Source organism: Peribacillus simplex, assembly GCF_001542915.1.
Classification (GTDB): Bacteria; Bacillota; Bacilli; order Bacillales; family DSM-1321; genus Peribacillus; species Peribacillus simplex_B.
Map to the genome: position 1 here is coordinate 102300 of NZ_LNNH01000007.1, position 22963 is coordinate 125262.

Sequence of the window (22963 nt, forward strand, 5' to 3'; positions counted from 1 at the left end):
TTATCAAATTTCAGAGATCGATAATGAAATTGAAAATCATTATCAATTAGAATTTTCGCTTATTTCCTGTTATTTGTCAAGAGTATTTATTAAAAAAAATCAAATAATTTACCAATCGCTTAAATCAGTTTAAATCTTTTAATAAATCTGTATAAAAATGTATAATGGGAACATGAAAAGATGATGACTACATATGAAGAATCGAAGGGTGTCATAGATGAAAAAACTGTCCTCATTCCTTAAGCCGTACTGGCTCTTGATCATTCTTGCTTTATTCTTGATGATCGTCGAGCTTGGTGTGGAATTATTACAACCTCTATTTATTGCAAAGATCATCGATGATGGCATTTTACAGAAAGATTTATCGGTGGTGATCAAATGGGGAAGCGTCATGGTCGGGCTTTCCGTTTTTTCATTTTTGGGCGGAATCGTTAATTCCTTTACTGCATCACATGTAAGTCAAAGTTTCGGGCATGATGTGAGGAAAAGCCTATTCAGCAAAATACAGGCGTTTTCTTTTGCCAATTTGAATAACATCCCGACTTCCTCGTTGATTACAAGAATGACGAATGACGTGACCCAGCTTCAAAATACGGTCTTTATGGGCTTGCGCATCATGGCAAGGGCGCCATTGATCGTAATCGGCGGTGCAATCATGGCCATGACGGTTGATCTGAAGCTATCGCTCGTTTTGGTGATTTCGATTCCAGTTCTTATTTTCTTCCTTGTGTGGGTTATGAAAAGGGCGGCCAAGCTGTTTAAACTCGTTCAGAAAAAGCTTGATGATGTTAATAACGTCATGAGGGAAAACCTTACAGGCATGCGCTTGATCAAAGCTTTTCTGCGCAAGGAGCATGAGATTGGCCGATTTGACGGCGCCAATGATGAACTGAAAAGAAAGACGGTGACCTCGCTTCGTTTAATTGAAACGACCATGCCAGTGCTGATGCTTGTCATGAATGGGGCAATCTTGATCATTCTCTGGCTTGGAAGCGGATTTATTGAAACAGGGGACATCCAAGTAGGGGAAGTCGTGGCGATCGTTAATTATGCAACAAGGATTGCCGCATCACTTTCGGTTTTTTCCTGGCTGATCACGGTCATCTCCCGAGCAAAGGCTTCAGCCGAACGTGTAACGGAAATATTCGGGACGCCGATAGACATCGACGAAGGCAGGAAGGAAACCGCCACGAACGTTCTCAAGGGCGGAGGCATCAAGTTTGTTGATGTATCTTTCCGATATCCAGGTTCCGACCATGCCGTACTGAAGCATTTGAACTTCACTATCGATCCCGGGGGTTCGCTTGCCATCATTGGAGCGACGGGATCTGGGAAAACATCCTTGTTTCAGCTGATTCCAAGATTATATGAGACTGATGGCGGCTCCATCCTCATTGATGAACAGGATGTGAAGGATATTCCCCTGGACTCACTGCGGAAAAGGATCGGCTATGTACCACAGGAAGCCCTGCTTTTTTCAGGAACGATAAAAAATAACATCGCTTGGGGGAAAGAAGGGGCCACGGATGAGGAAATCAAGGCGGCGGCCATGCATGCCCAAGTCCATGAAACCGTAATGAAGCTACCGAAGCAATATGAAACGATGTTAGGGCAAAAAGGCGTGAATCTGTCAGGGGGACAAAAGCAGCGGCTGTCGATTGCGAGGGCGTTGGTGCGCAAACCGACGATTCTCCTTCTCGACGATAGTACAAGTGCACTCGATTTGAAAACGGAAAGTAAATTGCTTAGTGCTTTAAAATCCTATACCTGCACGACGATCATCATTACGCAGAAAATCAGTACAGCCATGGAGGCGGATAAAATCTTATTGCTGGAAAATGGTGAAGTGCTTGCTGAAGGGAAACATGAAGATTTGATTCAGTCGAGTGAGCTTTATCGGAAAATCGTTCACTCACAGTTTGGGGAGGAGGGGATATCGTTTGAGCCGAAGAATATCTCCCGATAAGGCAAAGGCAAAACCACTTAACTCATGGAGTACGATAAAAAGGATCATCCCGTACTTGGCAACGAATAAAGGCCTTCTATTTTACGTCCTGTTCATGGTACTGGTAAGCTCGGTGCTGGGCTTGCTTGGCCCCTTTCTGGTCGGCAGGGCCATCGATGAATATATTGTCACGAAGGATAGTGCCGGGCTATTTATCCTTCTTATCTGGCTGCTTGGCGTATACCTTTTCTATTCCCTATCGATGTGGCTGCAGAATTATTGGATGATCGGCATTGCGCAGGATACGGTCTATGCTATGCGCAATCAATTATTCAAGAAGCTTCACCAGCTGTCCATTCCTTTCTTTGATCGCCGGCAGCATGGGGAACTGATGAGTCGGGTCACGAACGATATCGAGAATGTAAGCTCCACTTTGAATAGCTCCGTCATCCAGATTTTCTCCAGTTTGCTGACACTTATCGGGACTGTTGCGGTCATGCTGTATTTGAGCCCGTTGTTAACTTTTCTAACCTTGATCATCGTTCCGCTCATGTTTTTCGGCTTGAGATGGATAACGAACCGGACTGGGAAGCTTTTTAAAGAGCAGCAGAAAAACCTGGGGGAACTGAATGGGTTCATTGAAGAAACGATATCCGGACAGCGGATCGTAAAGGCTTTCTCGCAGGAAGATAAAGTGATCCGGGATTTTATCACCCGGAGTGAAAACCTGAAGAAGGCCGGTTTTTTATCGCAATCGTATTCGGGATTGATTCCAAAGCTGATGAATTTACTGAACAACTTAAGTTTTACGGTAATAGCCGCTGTCGGAGGTTTTTTGGCGTTGAGCGGGATAGGAACGGTCACCATCGGGGTGATTGTCATCTTTACCGAATATTCAAGGCAATTCACCCGTCCGCTCAATGACCTTGCTAATCAATTCAATACTCTTCTTTCGGCAGTTGCTGGTGCGGAAAGGGTTTTTGCCATTTTGGACGAGAATGAAGAAGAAGTGGATGAGATACAGGTCTCTGAGCTTCGGGATGTCCGTGGTCAGGTTGATTTTGAAGGGGTATTTTTTTCCTATAATGAAGACGACCAAACCATTTATGATGTCAGCTTTCATGCTGAAAAAGGCGAAACCATCGCGCTTGTAGGGCCGACTGGTGCAGGGAAGACGACGATCATTAACCTTTTGGCCCGTTTTTACGAGCCGAACAGCGGCAGGATCTTGATCGACGGCCAGAATATCCAGCAGGTTACGCGGGCAAGTCTCCGCAAGCATATGGGATTCGTTTTACAGGATTCCTTTTTGTTTCAAGGTACGATTCGTGAAAATATCCGCTATGGCCGTTTGGAGGCGGGAGATGAAGAGGTGGAGGAGGCAGCCAAGCTTGCCAATGCCCATTCCTTTATCATGAAGCTTCCCGAAGGATACGGGACCATCCTGAGTCAGGATGGCAGTGGGATCAGTCAGGGGCAGCGTCAGCTTTTATCGATTGCGAGGGCCATTTTGGCAGACCCCGTCCTCCTGATCTTGGATGAGGCGACAAGCAGTATAGATACGATCACGGAGCTTAAAATCCAGGAAGCATTACAGCGCTTGATGGAAGGAAGAACGAGTTTTGTCATTGCCCATCGGTTGAATACGATTCAGCAAAGTGACTTGATCCTTGTTCTTGATGAAGGAAGGGTCATCGAAAAAGGATCCCATGAGGAGCTGCTGGGGCAAAGGGGTTTTTACTACGACCTATACCGCAGTTCAATTAAGGAAAGTACGACTGGATGATGTAAGAAATGTGTGCCTTAAGGTGCGCATTTTTTTGCGTTTCCATGGAAAACTAATAGTAAGGAGGAAGGGTGCGTTGTTCCGTTTAAGCAAGTGAAAAATGGTTTCAAGTAATAAGTGTTTTCCTCTTGCTTATATGTCTTTAATTTGCTAATATAACTGACGAACGTTCGTTAAAATTCGAGGTGAAAGTATTGAAAAGCAATGACATTAAAGAAGCTGCTCTTAAATATTTTACGATCCATGGTTATGAAGGAGCATCCCTTTCACAAATAGCAGAAGAAGTCGGCATGAGAAAGCAATCCATTTACGCCCATTTTAAAGGGAAGGATGATCTTTTTCTGAACGTTTTACGTGATGCGAAAGAGACGGAGTTAACTTCCAAACTTCAATATTTCAGTAAAGTGGATTCAAGGAACCCTGAGAAGGATTTATACGGATTCTTACAATTGATCATCGATCTTTTCCAAAAAAATGAGCATGTAAAGTTCTGGCTGCGGATGTCTTTTTTTCCGCCAGCCCATCTGGAGGAAGCCATTACAGAGGAAGTCATCGACATAGAGGAAAAAGTGCAGGCCATACTTGAAGAAAAATTTCAGGATTGGATCAATGCCGGGTTAATCATTGAAGAGGCGGCAATCACGCCTACGTTCGCCTTCTTGGGAGTTGTCGATTCGATTATGCTTGAGCTTGTATACGGCAATGATGAGAAGCGGCTGAAGGATAAAGTGGCGGCCTCCTGGACAGTGTTCTGGAGAGGTATATCGCCTAAATGATTTACATGGAAAGAGGTGTCACTACATGGTTAAACCAATTAAAGAACAAAAGGCGGTATTGATCATATTGCTAAGCAATATATTCATCGCCTTTCTGGGAATCGGTCTCATCATCCCCGTCATGCCATCCTTGATGAACATCATGCACCTGTCAGGCAGTACGATGGGCTATCTTGTGGCCGTATTTGCGGTATCCCAGCTTATTATGTCCCCGTTCGCAGGCAGGTGGGTCGACCGTTACGGCAGAAAGAAAATCATCATAATCGGATTATTCCTTTTTGGTGTGTCGGAGCTTATCTTCGGTTTGGGCACGAACGTCGCCGTGTTTTATCTATCAAGGATTCTCGGCGGGATCAGTGCAGCATTCATTATGCCGGGCGTTACGGCGTATGTTGCAGATATTACATCCGTTAAGGAGCGTCCAAAAGCGATGGGGTACATTTCCGCCGCCATTAGCTTGGGCTTTATTATAGGGCCGGGAATAGGCGGGTTCGTTGCTGAATACGGAATCCGTTACCCCTTCTTCCTTGCGGCACTGATTGCTTTTATAGCCTGCCTTTCATCCATATTTATATTGAAAGAGCCACTGACAAAGGAACAGCTTGCAGAAGTTTCGGCTGATGCAGGGCAAACGAACTTTGTTTCCGATTTAAAAAAATCCCTTAATCCGCTCTACTTCATTGCATTCATCCTAGTATTCGTACTGGCATTTGGATTATCGGCATATGAAACTGTTTTTAGCCTGTTTTCCGATCATAAATTCGGTTTCACACCGAAGGATATTGCAATGATCATTACGATAAGCTCAATCTTCGGGGTGGTTGTGCAAGTATTCATGTTCGGAAAAATGGTGGATATCCTCGGGGAAAAGAAGCTGATTCAATTATGTTTGATCGTCGGTGCCATATTTGCAGTTGCTTCCACCTTGATCTCCAGCTATATGGCCGTGTTGGCGGTGACATGCTTCATCTTCCTTGCATTTGACTTGCTTCGTCCGGCATTGACGACATTTTTATCAAAAGCGGGCGGGAAAGAGCAAGGGTTCGTAGCGGGCATGAACTCAACCTACACGAGCTTAGGGAATATCGTCGGTCCGGCAATGGGCGGGATTCTATTTGACATAAACATACACTATCCATATCTTTTTGCTGCAGTCATTATGGTCATCGGCCTTGGTATTACAGTCATCTGGAAGGAAAAACGTTTGGCTGAAAGCTTAGTGCAATGATTAGCAATTCCTGAAACATCAATTACGTGGTTGATTCCTTTCATGACATAAAGCCCCCTTGTCCATATCGGAAAGGGGGCTTTGTTTTTTGAATCTATTAACGGGAATTAACAAATAATAGACGGATTGCATCAAATCCCATTATATTTCCTTTCAATTCTCCTAAGCTCATCTGAAAGACCGAATAAGGTGTGTAATACGGCAGTTTGGATATATAGATTCATATAGTTATCATTGCTCTTCTTTTGAAAAGATAAATCATGTTTTTCATCAATGATTCTAGTGATGCATTGGTTGATTTCAGTCCACAATTCTTTCGTGCTTTCTTTCGTTTTCGTCTCCATATTCTCCCACTCCTTTTTTATTATTCTATCCACTCTATTAAATTCTTATACTTGGTTTCCGTTAATTTCATTCTTCAATTTCCGACAAGATACCGCACATCCATCATTCCTGCATGAAGGGGAGTTCTCTTCCTGCATCAAAAATGACAATAAGACATTTATATGAAGGCGCTGGCGGAAGGAGAGTGATTTATCGACAGAAAAATTGTAAATTCATTACAAATTGACTAAATATATATTGCAAAAAAACCATTTAATAACATATAATTCTGAATATATATAAAATTCTTTAAATTTGATGGTTGCAGTGGTTTTAAGATCTGGCGCCATATGAAATGAGGATTTTTTTATAGTAAATCATCCGTTCCAATGAGAGGAGATGGTAAAAATGAAAGCGCTTAAATCAGTCGTTCTTTGGGGAATCATTTCCGCTGTGGGGGCCGTGAGTTTTGGTTTTGTCGCTTTAAACCGCGGGGAAAGCATCAATGCCATGTGGATCGTTACGGCAGCACTCTGTGTTTATTCCATTGCCTATCGCTTTTATAGTAAATTCATCGCACAGAAAGTGTTTGAGCTGGATGATGATCGCCAAACCCCGGCAGAAGCGAATAATGATGGGAAGGACTATGTACCTACTAATAAATGGGTGCTTTTTGGACACCATTTTGCGGCGATTGCTGGTGCGGGCCCTCTAGTGGGACCCATTCTCGCAGCCCAGATGGGATATTTGCCAGGGACACTCTGGCTTGTTGTCGGAGTTGTATTGGCAGGTGCCGTTCAGGATTTCATCATTCTCTTCGGCTCGATGCGCCGAAACGGTAAATCCTTGGGTGAAATGATCAAAGAGGAAATTGGGCCCGTTACAGGTTTGATAGCCATGATCGGAATCCTTGGCATCATGATCATCTTATTGGCGGTGCTTGCCCTCGTTGTCGTAAAGGCGCTGGTCGGAAGCCCTTGGGGGATGTTCACGATCGCCTCGACGATACCGATTGCCGTCCTCATGGGCATCTATATGCGCTATATAAGGCCAGGACGTGTAGGCGAAGGTTCCATCCTGGGCATCATCCTGTTGATGCTGGCGTTATACTTCGGACGCTTTGTATCGGAAAGCGCGACATTGGCGCCGATGTTCACCTTCAGCGGTGAAACGATTGCCATCATGTTGATAGTATACGGCTTCGTTGCTTCCGTTTTGCCGGTATGGATGTTATTGGCACCGCGTGATTACTTAAGTACGTTTTTGAAAATCGGAACGATCATCGGACTTGCGCTTGGCATCTTTCTTGTCATGCCGAGCCTTGAAATGCCTGCCGTCACCCAATTCATTGATGGAACTGGACCCGTATTCGCCGGGAATCTATTCCCTTTCCTATTCATTACGATCGCTTGTGGAGCGGTGTCGGGATTCCATGCTCTCGTTTCATCTGGTACAACTCCTAAAATGATTGAACGTGAGTCCCATTCCCGTCCAATCGGTTACGGGGCGATGCTGACTGAATCATTTGTTGCCATCATGGCGATGATTGCAGCCTGTGTCCTGACGCCAGGGATTTATTTTGCAATTAACAGCCCGGGAGCGGTTGTGGGGACGGAGCCGGTCCAGGTGGCGGCGACGATATCGGATTGGGGCTTCGTTTTGACGCCGGAAATGATCACTGACCTTGCGGATGATGTTGGGGAAGAGACCATTTTATCCCGAACTGGAGGGGCGCCAACCTTTGCGATCGGGATGGCCCACATCTTCTCGCAAGTGATTGGCGGAGCATCGCTGATGGCATTTTGGTATCACTTTGCGATCCTGTTCGAGGCGCTGTTCATATTGACGACCATTGATGCAGGAACAAGGGTTGGGCGTTTCATGATCCAGGATATCATCGGAACCTTCTACAAGCCATTTGCCGAAACGAATAAGTGGCTGCCCAATATCATTGCTACGGCCATTTGTGTAATTGGCTGGGGATACTTCCTTTATCAAGGGGTCATCGATCCGCTTGGCGGGATCAATACCCTCTGGCCGTTATTTGGAATCGCGAATCAAATGCTTGCTGCCATTGCGTTGCTGCTTGGTACAACAGTCCTCTTTAAAATGGGCAAAAAAGCATACAGTTGGGTCACTCTTGTCCCGACTACCTTCTTATTGATCGTGACCATGACGGCTGGCTGGCAAAAGCTGTTTCATGATAACTCGGCGATCGGCTTTTTAGCTCATAAGGATAAGTTCAAGGCTGCGTATGATAAAGGGGAAATCCTCGCTCCTGCAAAAGATTTAGCCGAAATGAAGCAGGTCATCGTCAATGATTATGTCGATGCTGCACTTTGTGCCATCTTCATGATCGTTGTGATCACTGTCCTTATTTCTGCAATAAGGCTGTGGATAAAAGTGCTGAAGAACCAGAAAATAGATTTACATGAATCGCCTTATGTATCGAGAAGGACCTCATAAGGGAGGGAAGGCAATGTTGAAAAGGTTGACCAAGATACTCAGCTACAGAAAACAGTTTGTCAGTTTGCTTGTAGGCGTGCCCAGTTATGATACCTATGTGACACATATGAACGTCCACCATCCGGAAGATCCCGTAAAGACGAGGAAAGAATTTTTCTGCGAAGCACAGGATGAACGATATAATGCAAAAGGCGGGAAAGTATCCAGATGCTGTTGAATGAATATACGCTTGAAGGCTCCTCGAATATGAGGGGCTTTTTTTTTGTGAGGTAAAGATCTAGTTCAATGGTTTTGATGTTATATAACCTTACATTAGGTTATTAATACGGAAAAAATCTATTGAATTATTAGAAAATTAAGTATATGATAAAAAATATAACATATCTTTGTTAACAAACATAACATGTAAAACAAGGGGGAAACAATATGCAAATGGCTGATTCGGTTTTTATGTTTTTGGCGACCATGATGGTTTGGCTCATGACACCAGGGATTGCCTTATTTTATGGGGGGATGGTAAAAAGTAAAAATGTCCTGAATACCGCAATGCACAGTTACATGCCACTTGCCGTCATTTCGATTCTTTGGGTGCTTATCGGATATTCTTTATCATTTTCACCTGGAAATACACTTCTAGGTGGTCTGGATTGGGTGGGGTTAAAGGATGTAGGGTTCCAACCTGGTCCTTACAGCGAAACGATTCCTCATAGCTTATTCATGTTATTCCAAATGACTTTTGCCGTTTTAACCGTATCGATCATTGCAGGTGGAATTGCCGAACGAATGAAGTTTTCAGCATTCTTGATCTTTACGATCTTGTGGTCGCTATTGGTATACGCACCAGTTGCGCATTGGGTATGGGGAGGAGGCTGGCTGGCGCAGCTTGGTACATTGGATTTTGCTGGAGGCAACGTTGTTCATATTTCTTCAGGGGTTGCCGGTTTGGTTTTGGCGATCATGGTAGGGAAAAGGAAGGAATCGGGGGACAGTGCGCCGCATAATCTGCCGTTAACTTTCCTTGGCGGATCATTAATATGGTTCGGGTGGTACGGTTTTAACGTCGGAAGCGCTTTGACGATCAATGCAGTGGCAATGACGGTATTCGTGAATACAGCCGTGGCTGCAGCTGCTGGCATCATAGGCTGGCTGATCGTTGAGTACATGGCAAATAAAAAGGCGACATTGCTTGGAGCAGTATCCGGAGCGATTTCCGGGTTGGTTGCCATTACACCCGCTTGCGGATTCGTGACGCCTGCATCCTCGATCATCATAGGAGTCGTCGGTGGGGCAGTATGCTTCTGGGGCGTATTCTTCTTGAAGAATAAACTGGGGTATGACGATGCATTGGATGCTTTCGGGCTGCATGGGATAGGCGGAACATGGGGAGGCATCGCTACTGGTTTATTCGCAACGACTTCCGTCAACGAAGCTGGGGGAAATGGATTATTTTACGGGGATTTCAACTTACTGTGGAAGCAGCTTGTGGCCATCATTGCCACATATATTTTCGTTGCCGTGGTCACTTATGTCCTTGCTAAAGTGATTAATGTGTTCGTTCCGTTGCGCGTCAGTGATGAAGATGAGTCAATGGGGCTCGATCTTACACTTCATGGCGAAAAGGCCTATCATGAATCAATTTAGAAGGAGGGTGAATATATGTCAGAGGTTTTAACGAAAATAGATATCATTACTCGTCCAATCAAGTTTGAACAATTCAAAGCGGAACTAGCAAAAATAGGGGTAAGCGGAATGACTGTATCGGAAGTGAAAGGGACGGGTCTCCAAAAAAGCTATGTGGAAACGTATAGGGGCAAAAATCGCGAAATGTCCTTACATGACCGTTTGAAAATCGAAATCGTCGTATGTGAAGTTCCGGTTCAGGAAGTTGTAGATGTAGCGCGTAAATTCCTAAGCACAGGTAAACCTGGTGACGGGAAAATCTTCATTTATGAATTGGCGAATGTTGTGAATATCCGTACGGGAAAAGAAGGACATGATGCGCTGAGGAATGAGTTCTAACGCACTGAAGGAAACCGACCGGAGCTGAATTTCAATTGATTAAAGAAAAGGAGCGAAACAAATGGGAAGACTGGTCCGAATCGTTAATGCCAAAAAACAGAAGATTGCCACCACTCTCATTTCGGAAGGAATATATCAACCTGATGATCGAGCCTTTTTATTGGAATTGCCATTAAAGAATTTAGAGGAAATTCTGTCGCTTCGAAGTAAATCCGCCTTTCGCGATCCCTCAAATAAATAACCCATCAGCCGTTCTTGTGGATCGGCTTCTTTTTGTTTAAATCATCCAAGGCATCTTTTTTCTTGAATCATCCATGGAAATCACGGAGCTTTCCAACTATAATGGGTAAGGGCATAAATTTAAATCCGCTTTTTTTGCTTTTTTTGACACTTTTCGCTTAGTTAATTCAATTTTTCTTTATTTTGCAAAAGTGAGGTGGAAAAAGTTCGTGAAGATCGACGGAACGATTTCGAGGATGCTCTTTTTCGTAATGGGGAAATTATTTAATATGTTTTATTAAGAGGTGAAAGGAAATGGACCAATTTACGGTCGAATCCGTTTTAAATATCATCAGGGAATTTGTACCAAAGGATGCTTCAATTTCCGTGGCTGATTCTGAAAAATACATTTATTACCAACCTAGCAAGCAAGTTGACTTAAGGATCAAACCGGGTGATTTAATAAGTGAAAACACAGCTACATACAAGGCATTGAGTTTCCGTAAAAAAATTGGGGTGCAAGTTGAGAGTAATGTTTTTGGCGTACCGTACTATGGGTTGAGTGTACCGATCATGAATGAGGGCAATCCTCTAGGGGCGGTCACGGCGATCTTGCCATCAAAGCCATTGATTTTACCTACATCATTCCTGACCATTAAAATGGATGACCGCTGGATTCCGCTTCCATATGGTGAAATTATGTATTTAGAAGCGCAAAACAGGAAAACGAAAATTCAGTCCGAACTTGTGAGCGGATACCATAAAATGAACTTAAGTGAATTGGAATTCATATTACCGAGCGATTTATTCATTCGGGTGCATCGTTCTTATATCGTCAACATCAATTATATACAAGAAATCCTTCCGGATTTTCATTCAACGTTTTTGCTTATCATGAAGGATAATTCCAAAATTCAAGTCAGTCAAACATATGCAAGTCAATTCAGGAGAGCACTCGGTTTTTAGTGCTCTTCTTTATGTGATTAAAATGCTGTTTGATGCCCAAATTATGGCTTTTCATTCGGAAACGAATGTGACAATTACACCGGATTGATAAAATTAGGTGTGAGAAAAGCAAAAAAATGGGGGTCTTTCGGATGAAAGAAAGCGTTTTCAATAAAATTCGCAACGAACAATTTAAGGGGAAGGTTGTTACAGCGGAGGAAGCCGCTTCGTGGATCAAAGCTGGGATGAAGCTTGGTATGAGTGGGTTCACTCGTGCGGGCGATGCTAAGGTTATTCCAATGGCTCTGGTTAAAAGGGCAAAAACTGAAAAATTCAAAGTGGACGTATATACTGGTGCATCCTTGGGGCCGGAAGTCGACCAACATATGGCGGAAGCCGGGATCATCAACAAGCGCTTACCGTTCCAAGCAGATAAAGGAATTCGCAATAAAATCAACGCTGACGAAGTCACTTATGTGGATCAGCATTTATCTCATACAGCTGAACAAGTCCGTCAAGGCCTTGTCGGACCTATCGATTTTGCCATTATCGAAGCCTTGGCCATTACGGAAGAAGGATTAATCATCCCGACCACTTCCGTAGGTAACTCTGCTATCTTCGTTCAAGAAGCTAAACATATAATTATTGAATTGAACGTATCCCATCCAGAAGGATTGGAGGGCATCCATGATATATATACACCTGCCAGTCAAGGGGAGCGCGAACCGATTCCGATGACGGCAGCTAGCGATCGCCTCGGCTCCATCGGCATCACGGTCGACCCTGAAAAGGTAAAGGGGATCGTCGTATCAACAGACCTTGATGCACCTTCGACAATCGTGCCGCCTGATGAAGAAACTGCAACGATTGCCAATCACCTAATAAATTTTCTTCGGGAAGAAATCAAGGCAGGCCGTTTAACGGAAAGTCTTGCACCGCTGCAATCAGGTGTTGGTTCAGTGGCAAATGCGGTATTCGCCGGTTTCCTTGATTCTGAATTTACAGATTTGGAAGTGTACTCGGAAGTACTGCAAGATGCGGTATTCGATTTAATCGATGCTGGAAAAGTCAAATTCGCTTCAGGCTGTTCGATTACATTAGCAGAAGAAAAAGGAAAGCAGGTTTACGGTAATCTTGATAAATACCGTGATAAACTCGTTCTTCGGCCGCAAGAAATATCCAACCATCCTGAAATCATTCGCCGTCTTGGTTTGATTTCGATCAATACAGCGTTAGAATGTGATATTTACGGCAACGTAAATTCGACACATGTTTCCGGGACAAGAATGATGAACGGGATCGGCGGTTCAGGAGATTTTGCTCGTAACTCGCGCCTCGGTATTTTCGTAACGAAATCCTATGCAAAAGGCGGCAAAATCTCCAGTATCGTTCCTTTCGTTTCGCATGTGGATCACACTGAGCATGATGTGGATGTTTTAGTGACAGAGCAGGGCATAGCTGACCTGCGCGGTCTGGCACCTAAAGAGCGTGTGGAATTAATCATCGAAAACTGCGCGCACCCTGACTACCGTCCGCAGCTTCGTGCCTATTTCACGGAAGCCGTAGCGCAAACTGGGGGACACCAAACTCCGCACATCCTTGAAAAAGCATTCTCCTGGCATACGAACTTTATAAAAAATGGTACAATGCTTGAAGCTGCCCTGCAGGTTCAAAGATAATCGTAAAGCCCTGCTCACAGCGGGGCTTTTTATTTGGTTCGGAAGCTAAAAGTGGATATTTCCGGTTTGGATAGTGCTTCTGTTTGGGTATTACTGGTAGGGATGAAAGCGGAATGTTAAAATGAATGAGTTCGGACATGCGTCATATGCGTCTATAAAATGAACGTGCCGACCATAGTATCTTGAAGGGTAAATTCCGTTGGTTCCTTTCTTTGAAATATAAATGGCTTAACATGTAAAGGCATGGAGGACCTTCATGAGGAACTGGAAAGGGATCAGGGTGAGGTTTCTTTTAAATTTGCATTAAATTATACATTCGAGTTATGGAAATATGGTAAACTGCTAACAATGAACGATTATCATACATAATGTTTTCGTAATGATATTGTTTCCATAGAAAAAAGAGTTATAGAGAATGGCTATTGTGGAGGAGATAATTTGTTCAAACAAAAACTGCATTTTTGGACGTTAGAGTTACTATTACTATCTTTACTTTTTTATGTTGGTACAAAGATTTCTTTTCTTTTTGAACCAATCGTGATTTTTACTTCAACTTTGTTTTTTCCAATTTTGATATCGGGTTTTCTCTACTTTTTGTTCAACCCTACCGTTGATTTCCTCGCTAAAAGACGTGTGCCAAGGGGATTGGCAATATTATTGCTTTATGTATTTTTCCTTGGGTTGATCAGTTTGCTGGTTGGTCTAGTTGGTCCGTCCCTTTCCAAACAGGTTACCGATTTAATCAATAACCTTCCGGATTATTTCAATCAAACAAGGAAGTTCATTGAAGATTCGGCTCAGTCAAAATGGTTTTTGTGGACGATGGAACAAGATTATGTAGATTTGAAAAAGGTAGGAGATTCGCTGCAAAAATATTTGACCGATTTACCTACCAATATAACGAACAGCTTATCTTCCGTGTTCAGTGTAGTCACGAACATTACATTAGTGGTGGTGACGGTTCCTTTCATCCTGTTTTATATGTTGAAGGATGGAGATAAACTCCCGAGCGCAATCATGAAATTTGTACCGGTTGGATACAGGAAGCCGGCTTTAACCGTTCTTCAGGAAACGGGAGAAACGCTTACCACGTACATACAAGGACAGATGCTTGTCTGCATGTTTGTTGGGATTGGCACATTCATTGGTTATTTGATCATTGACCTGCCTTATGCATTCCTATTCGCGCTGATTGGTGCCGTTACGAACATCATTCCGTATGTGGGTCCTTTCATCGGGGTTGCTCCCGCGGTCATCGTGGGGCTGATTCATTCGCCGACTCAAGCGTTACTGGTCATCCTCGTTGTAACGATCATCCAGCAGCTGGATGGGAATGTGATTTCGCCTTTGGTAATCGGGAAAAAATTGAACACACATCCGCTTACCATCATCATCCTTTTGCTCGTTGCGGGAAACATAGCCGGTATCATCGGTATGATCTTGGCGGTTCCAACATATTCAGTCGTTAAAACGATCGTACTGAATATCGTGAAGTTCATCAGGATCCGTAAAGAGGAAAAGCTTGAAGAAAATATATTGGAATGAAAAAAAGGGACCTGCTCATCTGAGCCGGTCCCTTTGTCTTGAGGGAATTACAAGCCTAAAGAAATGTATTTCACTTCCAGGAATTCCTCGATGCCTTGGTGACCGCCTTCACGGCCAAGTCCGCTTTGTTTGAAGCCGCCGAATGGTGCTTGGGGTACGGATGGAAGCCCATCGTTCAAGCCGACGATTCCGAATTCAAGTGCTTCGGTGAATTGAATCCCTTTGGTGATATTTTCAGTGAAGACATATGCTGCCAATCCGAAAATGGAGTCATTTGCCCTTGTGATTGCCTCTTCATCCGTTTTGAAGGAGGCGATGGGAGCTAATGGTCCGAACGTTTCTTCCTTCATGCAAAGCATGCTGTCATCAATGTTGGATAGGACGGTTGGTTCAAGAAAAAGGCCGCCGATGGCTTTCCCGCCTGCTTCGAGCTTGGCACCGCTGTTTATCGCTTCATCAATCTGTTTTTGAACCTTATCCACAGCATTTTGGTCGATGAGCGGTCCAATATCGACGCCATCTTCCAATCCGTTTCCTACTTTGAGTTCCTTGACTTTGGCAACGAGCTTTTCAATGAAGGCTTCTTGAATGGATTCGTGCACATAAATACGATTGGAACAAACGCAGGTTTGTCCGGCATTCCTGAACTTGGAACTAATGATGCCATCGACCGCTTTATCAAGGTCGGCATCTGCAAGAACGATTGCTGGTGCATGACCTCCGAGTTCAAGCGAGATTTTCTTGACCGTGTCAGCCGATCCCTTCATTAATGTTTTCCCGACTTCTGTAGAACCGGTGAACGTCAGTTTGCGGACCCTTGCATCTTGAAGCCAAGTTTCCCCGATTTCAGAAGATTTCCCTGTGACGACATTGATTACGCCTTTTGGTATCCCAGCTTCTTCAGCTAATTCAGCCATCTTTAAAGCGGTGATTGGCGTCAGGTTAGCCGGTTTAATGACGACAGTGCAGCCTACAGCAAGGGCGGGCGCCACCTTCCTGGTAATCATCGCTGCAGGGAAGTTCCATGGTGTAATGACAGCAACGACCCCAACTGGCTGTTTGGTCACGAAGAGCCGCTTATTGGATACGGAGGCAGGAATCGTTTCACCATACACGCGTTTTCCTTCTTCCGCAAACCAAGATAAAAATCCATTGGCATAAGTCATTTCACCAAGGGCTTCTTTAAATGGTTTGCCTTGTTCTTCCGTCATGATTTTAGCCAGTTCTTCTTTATTATCATCAATTAATCGATGCCATTTCCAAATTAACTCAGCCCGTTCGTAGACCGAGCGTGCAGCCCAATCGGTAAAGGCCTCATATGCGGCATCGGCAGCCTTCGTCGCTTCTGTTGCTCCACCTTTTGGAACGGTGGCGACGATGTCATTCGTTGCGGGGTTTGTCACTTCGATTTTGTCCAATCCAAAATCCGACCACTCACCATTAATAAATAATCCGTAATCCTTCATGATAAAACCTCCAGTTTTGGTTTAATCCATTAAACTACTAAATAAAACTTTCAACTTTATACTTTTACCTGTTACATAAAAGTATAAACACTTTTTAGCGTTTCCGAAATTTATTTGATTGGTTATTTTTTGAAAGTGATGGATTCCATGATGAAATGGAGGGAGAAACGTGAAAAAAGAGGGGAAAGTATGCCCCCTCTTTTTCATTTCTATTTATTTCTCGGATGATACGGCCACTTCGCCGATATTATCGGAGAGGGCATGATTTGGGTTGAATTCACCTTCCGATTTGGAGATGACCACTGTCGCGACACTGTTACCGATAAGGTTCGTGATGGCACGAGCTTCAGACATGAAGCGGTCGACCCCGAGCAGCAATGCCATTCCTTCAACGGGAATCATTGGAAAAGCCGCTAATGTTGCAGCAAGTGTAATGAATCCAGAGCCCGTTACACCGGCAGCTCCTTTGGAGGTTAACATCAGGATTCCCAGAAGCGTCAACTCCTGCCAGATACTTAAATCGACGCCATAGGCCTGGGCAATGAAAATGGCTGCCATGGATAAGTAAATCGATGTGCCGTCAAGGTTGAAAGAATAACCAGTTGGGACCACCAAACCGACCACCGACTTTGAACACCCGTATTTCTCCAGTTTTTTCATCACGCTTGGCAGGGCAGATTCAGAAGAAGAGGTCCCTAATACTAAGAGGATTTCTTCTTTTAAATAGGCAATGAATTTGAAAATATTAAAGCCATAGATTTTAACGATCGTACCAAGAATAAGAATGATGAAAAGGGCCATGGTGATATATACGCTTCCCATCAATTGCCCTAACGAGCTTAAGGATCCAAGGCCGAATTTACCAATGGTATAAGCCATTGCGCCAAAGGCAGCCAATGGGGAGACCTTCATGATCATACTGACGATGCCAAAGAAAATATCGGCAATATGCTGAAGGAAGGAAACGACTGGCTGTACTTTCGGTCCCATGGCGGCCATGGATAAACCGAACAAAACGGCAAAGAAGAGGATGGGAAGCAGGTCTCCTCCAGCCATTGCGGCAACGGCATTATCTGGAATGATAGTAGAAATGAAGGCGATGGCGCCATGTTCCGTTTCTGAAGCGGCTGTCGTATATTGTGATACATCCCCGCCCTCGACTGAGTCGATGTTGAAGCCTTTGCCAGGTCCGAGCAGATTGACTACGATGATTCCGATGGCAAGGGCGAAAGTGGTAACGATTTCAAAATAGAGCAAAGCCTTTCCGCCGATGCGGCCAACCTTTTTCATATCACCCATGCCGCCAATTCCGATTACGACGGTGAGGAAGATGATCGGTGCAATGACCATTTTTATCATTTTAATGAATAAATCAGCCAATATCTTCAGCTGTTCACCAAAAGCAGGGAATAAGAAGCCGACCGTTATCCCCAGTATGATTCCGATAATGACCTGAACCGTTAAATTTTTTAATAGTTTCATGGGGCATTCTCCTTCGTTATATGATAGCGCTTACTAAACTTGGGTTTAGTGTAACAGAAGGAGGAGCTGGAATATTCTTTTGGTGATATTGTTCTTTTAGGTCTTTTTGGTCTTAAGGGGAGGTGCCGTAAAAAAAATACCGGCTGGGCACCGGTATCATTGCATCAATTCTCAAATGGTTTGATGAGTGCATAAAGCGTTCCGATCACGGGAAGCTTCAAATCAGCCTTATCGGCAAGACGCAGTGCGCCGCCTTGTAAATGTTCCACTTCGAGTGTTAGGCCCTTCCGGCGATCCTGATGCATGGAGGAGGTGGATTCTTCCGGTAAACCTTCCATATTCTCCAAGGCCTGAACAACGTTCTGCCTGGTTATCCCGATATCATAAGCGTTGGCAAGCTCCATCATTTCAATAAGGGCATTTTCCAGTAATCCTTTGGTTGCCGGAAAGCTCCGTATCGCACCGATGGGGAGATTGGATGCGGTAGTTACACCGGAAAAGGCGGTTATGAACATGTATTTGATCCACATTCTGATTAATATGTTTTCCGTTCTGCCAACTGACATGATAGCTGATTTTGCAGCTTGTTCAAATTCATCGCATACCTTTGACTGTGACGGGTGAAGCGGACCGAAGATTAAATCATGATTCTCATTCGAATGAATGACATGGCCTTTTTCATCAAGAGTGGCAATGATGAAGGCGCTTCCGCCGAGCACGGCTTCCTCACCCAGTTCATTCTGTAAAATGGAAATATGCTCAAGCCCATTCAAAAGCGGGAGGACCATAGCTCCCTTTTCAACAAGCACTTTTAAATCGGATAGTGTACCCTGCAGATGCGGTCCTTTAACGGCAAGAATGACCAAGTCCGCTTTTTCAATATCATGCACATTTTCGGAAATATGAAGTTCGTTAAATTGATAGTTTCCGTGAGGGCTGGTTATCCCGATGCCGTTTTCCTTCATTTGCTTGGCACGGTTCTTCCGGACCAAGTATTGAACATGCTGTCCTGCCTGCTGTAATCTGCCCCCGAAGTAGCAGCCAAGCGCCCCGGCCCCCATAATGACAATATTCAATGTGAACACCTCTTTATTTGTAAGATGTACTTATCATACCATTGTCGTAATTTTCAGTAAATGTTTAAGGCTGGGACGTGGTTTGAAAGGATGGAAGGAGGGGAAAAAGAAAAACCAGCCTGATCATTTCAGGCTGGTTTTTAGAATTTATTTATAGACTTTGACTTTTACCGTTTTTCTGCCCCAATCAAGTGCTTTTGAATGGGATGAGTAGAAGACGTCAATTTTATTCCCTTTGATAGCTCCGCCTTTATCTGCGGCAATGGCTTCTCCGTATCCTTCCACATGAACTTTTGTTCCTAGTGGAATGACCTTGGGATCGACGGAAATGGCTTTTACTTTAGGATTTTTCTTTAAGTTAAGACCCGTTGCCGTAATCCCGCTGCAGCCTTTGCAATTTGCTGTGTACGCGGTTGCCTTCACGGTGATCGTTTTATATTTCTTGGATGACGATGATTTTGTTTTAGCCTTTGGTTTGGCAGAATTCGAAGGTTTTTTCACCTTTAGAACTTGTTTTGGATGGATGTTATCTTTTTTTAGGTTGTTCCAACCTTTGAGTTGATTGACTGTTATATTATGTTTATTGGCGATACCCCATAGTGTGTCGCCGCTTTTGACTTTGTATGTAGTAGTAGCAGCCGATGAAACTCCGGAAAAACTAAATACCAGGAAGAAAGCAGTGAAAATTGGAAGTAGTATTTTTTTCAAAATGAATAGTCTCCTTTGTTTTAAATCGTAGACTTAGAATAACAGGTCTATATGACAATAATGTTTCGCTGGAATAGTAATTGTGTTACAAAAACGTTTCTGTTGATATGCGGATGTAATATAAACTAGTAAAAAAGGACTTGTCGAGGTTTATTTTGATATGTTTTATAATGATTGATAATGTCGGTTGGAAAGCTTTTTTTGCATGTGTAATGACGTATTTTGTTTAAATGTACAATATTTGGATATATTACATCTGGTTTAAAAGGCCTATGCAATCTTGTGAAAAATGCAGCGTGATTATGACTGGATTATTGCTATATAATTGATGGCCAATGAGAGCGGGGGAATGCGGTTACTATTTTAAATGGATCTAATATAGAAACTAAGGTTGGAAGTACCTCCGTTCCACTCCAACTTGTGTGAACAAAAAGTGGAAATCGCGATTGCCCGCAGTATTTGGGAATCTATACGTGGGCCGTTCCATTGCCCTGCAGGCAACTCGCTTATCCAGAGGCAGTCCGTGAGCTTCTCGGCTTTCAGCCTGTGGTGTCTCACGTAGACGCGCAATTCCTCAGGAGTGTCGTGCCTTCCGTTCCACTGTACTCTGCATTGAAATCAAAGATAGTCCCCCGATTCCCTGCGGATTTAGCGAATATGGTCCTTGCCCGTTCCAACCAGTATCGGGGTAATGAAACCTAAAAAAGATGCCGTCTGCAAAAAGCAGACGGCATCTTTTTCAAAGTATCAAATCTATTAAACTAAAGTGAATTCCGTTGCAAAATCAACTAGCATTTTTTGATATATGGCGACTGATTCCAGATTGACACATTCCCTGTCACCATGCCAATTCTCGCCTTTTGGGCCGAATTCGATGGCTGGAATATCATAAGCGGCAAAAAAGACAGTGTCAGCCGAACCGTGTTGTCCGAAAATCACGGCATCTTGGTTGGTGTTTTTTTTGATTATGGGACGAAGCAGTGAGATGAATGGGTCCGATTCTTCCGTTTTCACAGGCTTGCTGTACATATTGATGAAAATATTCTTCCCCGTCACACTTTCAATTTGTGTGACGACTTCTTCCATTGTTTGTGTAGGGAGATAGCGGATATCCAGGCTGAGCAAGCAGGCATCCGGTACTTTATTGTAAACATCCCCGCCTTTTATTTTTGCTAGGTTAAGTGAGGGGGAATCGTAAAGGGGGGTATGATCCCTCGTGAACGGAAGCTCCTTTATTTTTTGATAGAGTTCATAGGCCTTCTCGATTGCATTCACGCCTTCCCACGGACGGCTTCCATGGGCGGATTTACCAGATACCTCAATATCAAGGCGCAGGGCACCCTTTGCCTGCAGGCCAATTCCCAATTGGGTAGGTTCGGCACAAATTACAAAGTCCCCTCTATAACCATGTTTCGCTAAATAGCCAGAACAGTTCAACCCGCCAATTTCTTCATCCGATACTATCTGCAGCTGGATTTTCAATCCCAAGTTCCTATCTTTCAGTTCGGAGAATGCACACATCATTCCGGCAACCCCTGCTTTCATATCGGCTGCACCCCGTCCATATAGATGCCCTTCATGAATCTGTGGGAAAAATTGATCCGGAGTCCCGCTGACAACATCGACATGGCCATTCCAGATAACGGTTTTATCTCCATGGCCAATCTCGCTAACGAGCATCCTATACCCATTATTAACGATTACATTCACGGTCAACCCTTGCTTTTTAAGCCAGTCCGCACAGTATTCAACTGCTTCGTTGGCTCCCTTTTTCGATGAACTATCAATGGATACTAAATCTTTAAGTAACTCGATGAGCAAAAAGAAAACCTCCCAAAAATTTGCATACTATCATTATATATACCCTCCCTTTCCAAGTGTTAACTAGAAATTTTTTTCCTGTTACGTGACGTTTACCACTTCCACTTTCTGGGGTATGTAAAGGAGGAGCGATAGATTACATTCTTTAAGGAGGATGATAGAAATGGATAAACGGATAATTGGTGTATATGAAACTGGAGAAGAAGCCATTAAGGCTGTTGAGGCCTTGCAGGCCGATGGATATAACCGTGATGATATATCGGTGGTGGCAAAAGATAAAGAGGAGTTAAAGACAGTGAACGAAGAAACTGGGACGAAGGCTGAAGAGGGTCTCGCGGCTGGTGCAGCGACCGGAGGGATTTTGGGAGGAGCAGCTGGTTTATTAGCAGGAGTGGGTGCATTGGCAATACCGGGAATCGGACCGGTACTGGCAGCAGGGCCGCTTGCTGCAACATTGGCTGGTGCGGCTGTAGGCGCTGGTACAGGCGGTTTGGCCGGTACATTGATTGGGATGGGCTTACCGGAAGATGAGGCGAATCGATATGAAGCGGATGTGAAAAGCGGCAAGCTGCTTGTGCTGGTTGACGCAGATTCGCGTAAATCGAATTCTTCTTATTCAGGTATTACCGAAACGGATGAAACGTTAACGCATGGCAGAAGAACGCTATAATGACAGGTGAAAAAGGACGGATTCCCTTTAGGGTCCGTCCTTTCAGACTGTAGACAAACTCGATGAAAATCGAGTTTGTCTATTTTTATGGCCTGTACAATTTAGACGTTGATTTCCACTCCAGGCACTCGCTTTCCGCGGGCGGTCGGGGAGCCTCCTCGGCTTTGCCTGCGGGGTCTCCCCTAGACGCGCTTTTCCCGCAGGAGTCTCGTACCTTCCGTTCCAATCAACTTTGTCTTACCATTTAGATAGAACACTTTTGACTGGAGTCATTTTTGTTTTAAAATTGAAGGATTAAAACTTGAGGTGATGAGGATGCTTTCTAAACATGATTCTATTCAGCGAGATCAACTTGAAATGATTACTTTAGATCAACTGGTGCCACCGAACCATTTGGTTCGTAAAATGGAGGCTGCCGTTGACTTCACTTTCATTTATGACTTGGTGAAAGATATGTACTCAGAGGTAGGACGCCCAAGTATTGATCCAGTTATTTTAGTTAAACTGACTTTCATTCAATATACCTTCGGTATTCGTTCCATGCGTAAAACGATTGAAGAAGTTGAAACCAATATGGCTTACCGTTGGTTCTTAGGCTATGGTTTCCATGATAAAGTACCTCATTTCTCTACGTTCGGAAAAAATTATGAGCGACGCTTTAAAGATACAGACCTGTTTGAACAGATTTTCTGTCGCATTTTAATGACCGCTGCTAATAAAAAGTTAATAAGTGTAGAACACGTTTTCGTGGATTCCACACATGTGAAAGCCAGTGCGAATAAACGGAAATTTGAAAAGAAAATCGTTC

20 protein-coding genes are annotated in these 22963 nt (G+C 43.9%); 14 read left to right on the forward strand and 6 right to left on the reverse strand.

Translation table 11 applies throughout. The features are described from left to right. Window positions 1-217: 217 nt before the first annotated feature. From AS888_RS02335 to AS888_RS02350, 4 genes are all read left to right on the forward strand, one after another. Entirely contained in the window at window positions 218-1966 is a 1749-nt protein-coding gene (locus tag AS888_RS02335; protein WP_061140602.1) for an ABC transporter ATP-binding protein, read from the forward strand. Beyond that, window positions 1941-3731, forward strand: a complete 1791-nt coding sequence (locus tag AS888_RS02340; RefSeq protein WP_081092273.1) for an ABC transporter ATP-binding protein — start codon at window positions 1941-1943, stop codon at window positions 3729-3731. The genes AS888_RS02335 and AS888_RS02340 overlap by 26 nt, the downstream gene beginning before the upstream one ends. 194 nt (window positions 3732-3925) lie before the next feature. Then, entirely contained in the window at window positions 3926-4507 is a 582-nt protein-coding gene (locus AS888_RS02345) for a TetR/AcrR family transcriptional regulator (protein WP_061140603.1), read from the forward strand. Between the two features lie 25 nt (window positions 4508-4532). Then, window positions 4533-5735 carry an MFS transporter gene (locus tag AS888_RS02350; protein WP_061140604.1) on the forward strand — a complete coding sequence of 401 codons (1203 nt, stop codon included), beginning with the start codon at window positions 4533-4535 and terminating at the stop codon, window positions 5733-5735. 131 nt (window positions 5736-5866) lie between these two features. Here AS888_RS02350 and AS888_RS02355 read toward each other — a convergent pair whose 3' ends face one another. Then, window positions 5867-6112, reverse strand: coding sequence for a hypothetical protein (locus tag AS888_RS02355; RefSeq protein WP_221408553.1), 246 nt, complete (start codon window positions 6110-6112; stop codon window positions 5867-5869). A 355-nt stretch (window positions 6113-6467) separates the two neighbouring features. Here AS888_RS02355 and AS888_RS02360 point away from each other — a divergent pair, with 355 nt between their 5' ends. From AS888_RS02360 to AS888_RS02395, 8 genes are all read left to right on the forward strand, one after another. After that, a complete protein-coding gene (locus AS888_RS02360) occupies window positions 6468-8525 on the forward strand; it encodes a carbon starvation CstA family protein (RefSeq protein WP_061140606.1) in 2058 nt (685 codons plus the stop codon). Between the two features lie 13 nt (window positions 8526-8538). Further along, the gene (locus tag AS888_RS02365) at window positions 8539-8742 is read left to right on the forward strand and encodes a YbdD/YjiX family protein (RefSeq protein WP_061140607.1); all 204 of its coding nucleotides are present in this window, start codon (window positions 8539-8541) and stop codon (window positions 8740-8742) included. 209 nt (window positions 8743-8951) lie between these two features. Beyond that, the gene (locus AS888_RS02370; protein WP_061140608.1) at window positions 8952-10166 is read left to right on the forward strand and encodes an ammonium transporter; all 1215 of its coding nucleotides are present in this window, start codon (window positions 8952-8954) and stop codon (window positions 10164-10166) included. A gap of 15 nt (window positions 10167-10181) precedes the next feature. After that, window positions 10182-10544, forward strand: coding sequence for a P-II family nitrogen regulator (locus AS888_RS02375; protein ID WP_061140609.1), 363 nt, complete (start codon window positions 10182-10184; stop codon window positions 10542-10544). A gap of 61 nt (window positions 10545-10605) precedes the next feature. Then, entirely contained in the window at window positions 10606-10785 is a 180-nt protein-coding gene (locus AS888_RS02380; protein WP_061140610.1) for a hypothetical protein, read from the forward strand. Window positions 10786-11078: 293 nt separating this feature from the next. After that, complete coding sequence (locus tag AS888_RS02385; RefSeq protein ID WP_061140611.1) at window positions 11079-11729, forward strand: LytTR family DNA-binding domain-containing protein; 651 nt, start codon at window positions 11079-11081, stop codon at window positions 11727-11729. Between the two features lie 131 nt (window positions 11730-11860). Beyond that, window positions 11861-13387, forward strand: coding sequence for an acetyl-CoA hydrolase/transferase family protein (locus AS888_RS02390; protein ID WP_061140612.1), 1527 nt, complete (start codon window positions 11861-11863; stop codon window positions 13385-13387). Window positions 13388-13825: 438 nt separating this feature from the next. Beyond that, on the forward strand, window positions 13826-14932 hold the full coding sequence (locus tag AS888_RS02395) for an AI-2E family transporter (protein ID WP_061140613.1): 1107 nt from the start codon (window positions 13826-13828) through the stop codon (window positions 14930-14932). 47 nt (window positions 14933-14979) lie between these two features. Here the strand turns inward: AS888_RS02395 and AS888_RS02400 are convergent, their stop codons facing one another. From AS888_RS02400 to AS888_RS02420, 5 genes are all read right to left on the reverse strand, one after another. After that, window positions 14980-16398, reverse strand: coding sequence for an NAD-dependent succinate-semialdehyde dehydrogenase (locus AS888_RS02400; protein WP_061140614.1), 1419 nt, complete (start codon window positions 16396-16398; stop codon window positions 14980-14982). 213 nt (window positions 16399-16611) lie between these two features. Beyond that, window positions 16612-17880, reverse strand: coding sequence for a dicarboxylate/amino acid:cation symporter (locus tag AS888_RS02405; protein ID WP_061140615.1), 1269 nt, complete (start codon window positions 17878-17880; stop codon window positions 16612-16614). A gap of 164 nt (window positions 17881-18044) precedes the next feature. After that, window positions 18045-18965 carry a ketopantoate reductase family protein gene (locus AS888_RS02410; protein ID WP_311316458.1) on the reverse strand — a complete coding sequence of 307 codons (921 nt, stop codon included), beginning with the start codon at window positions 18963-18965 and terminating at the stop codon, window positions 18045-18047. A 138-nt stretch (window positions 18966-19103) separates the two neighbouring features. Continuing rightward, window positions 19104-19664, reverse strand: a complete 561-nt coding sequence (locus tag AS888_RS02415) for a 3D domain-containing protein (RefSeq protein ID WP_061140617.1) — start codon at window positions 19662-19664, stop codon at window positions 19104-19106. 756 nt (window positions 19665-20420) lie between these two features. After that, window positions 20421-21485, reverse strand: a complete 1065-nt coding sequence (locus AS888_RS02420; protein ID WP_061140618.1) for a M20 family metallopeptidase — start codon at window positions 21483-21485, stop codon at window positions 20421-20423. Window positions 21486-21648: 163 nt separating this feature from the next. Here AS888_RS02420 and AS888_RS02425 point away from each other — a divergent pair, with 163 nt between their 5' ends. Both AS888_RS02425 and AS888_RS02430 read left to right on the forward strand, forming a co-directional pair. After that, complete coding sequence (locus AS888_RS02425; protein WP_081092274.1) at window positions 21649-22155, forward strand: general stress protein; 507 nt, start codon at window positions 21649-21651, stop codon at window positions 22153-22155. Between the two features lie 315 nt (window positions 22156-22470). After that, window positions 22471-22963: transposase (locus AS888_RS02430; protein ID WP_185113010.1), on the forward strand; the 493-nt coding region annotated here is incomplete at its 3' end.

What these genes read in the sequence shown, in the direction of transcription:
- AS888_RS02335 (WP_061140602.1), top strand. Translation starts at nt 218, where the DNA reads ATGAAAAAACTGTCCTCATTCCTTAAGCCGTACTGGCTCTTGATCATT.
- AS888_RS02350 (WP_061140604.1), top strand. Translation starts at nt 4,533, where the DNA reads ATGGTTAAACCAATTAAAGAACAAAAGGCGGTATTGATCATATTGCTA.
- AS888_RS02360 (WP_061140606.1), top strand. Translation starts at nt 6,468, where the DNA reads ATGAAAGCGCTTAAATCAGTCGTTCTTTGGGGAATCATTTCCGCTGTG.
- AS888_RS02365 (WP_061140607.1), top strand. Translation starts at nt 8,539, where the DNA reads ATGTTGAAAAGGTTGACCAAGATACTCAGCTACAGAAAACAGTTTGTC.
- AS888_RS02370 (WP_061140608.1), top strand. Translation starts at nt 8,952, where the DNA reads ATGCAAATGGCTGATTCGGTTTTTATGTTTTTGGCGACCATGATGGTT.
- AS888_RS02375 (WP_061140609.1), top strand. Translation starts at nt 10,182, where the DNA reads ATGTCAGAGGTTTTAACGAAAATAGATATCATTACTCGTCCAATCAAG.
- AS888_RS02380 (WP_061140610.1), top strand. Translation starts at nt 10,606, where the DNA reads ATGGGAAGACTGGTCCGAATCGTTAATGCCAAAAAACAGAAGATTGCC.
- AS888_RS02385 (WP_061140611.1), top strand. Translation starts at nt 11,079, where the DNA reads ATGGACCAATTTACGGTCGAATCCGTTTTAAATATCATCAGGGAATTT.
- AS888_RS02390 (WP_061140612.1), top strand. Translation starts at nt 11,861, where the DNA reads ATGAAAGAAAGCGTTTTCAATAAAATTCGCAACGAACAATTTAAGGGG.
- AS888_RS02400 (WP_061140614.1), bottom strand. Translation starts at nt 16,398, where the DNA reads ATGAAGGATTACGGATTATTTATTAATGGTGAGTGGTCGGATTTTGGA.
- AS888_RS02405 (WP_061140615.1), bottom strand. Translation starts at nt 17,880, where the DNA reads ATGAAACTATTAAAAAATTTAACGGTTCAGGTCATTATCGGAATCATA.
- AS888_RS02425 (WP_081092274.1), top strand. Translation starts at nt 21,649, where the DNA reads ATGGATAAACGGATAATTGGTGTATATGAAACTGGAGAAGAAGCCATT.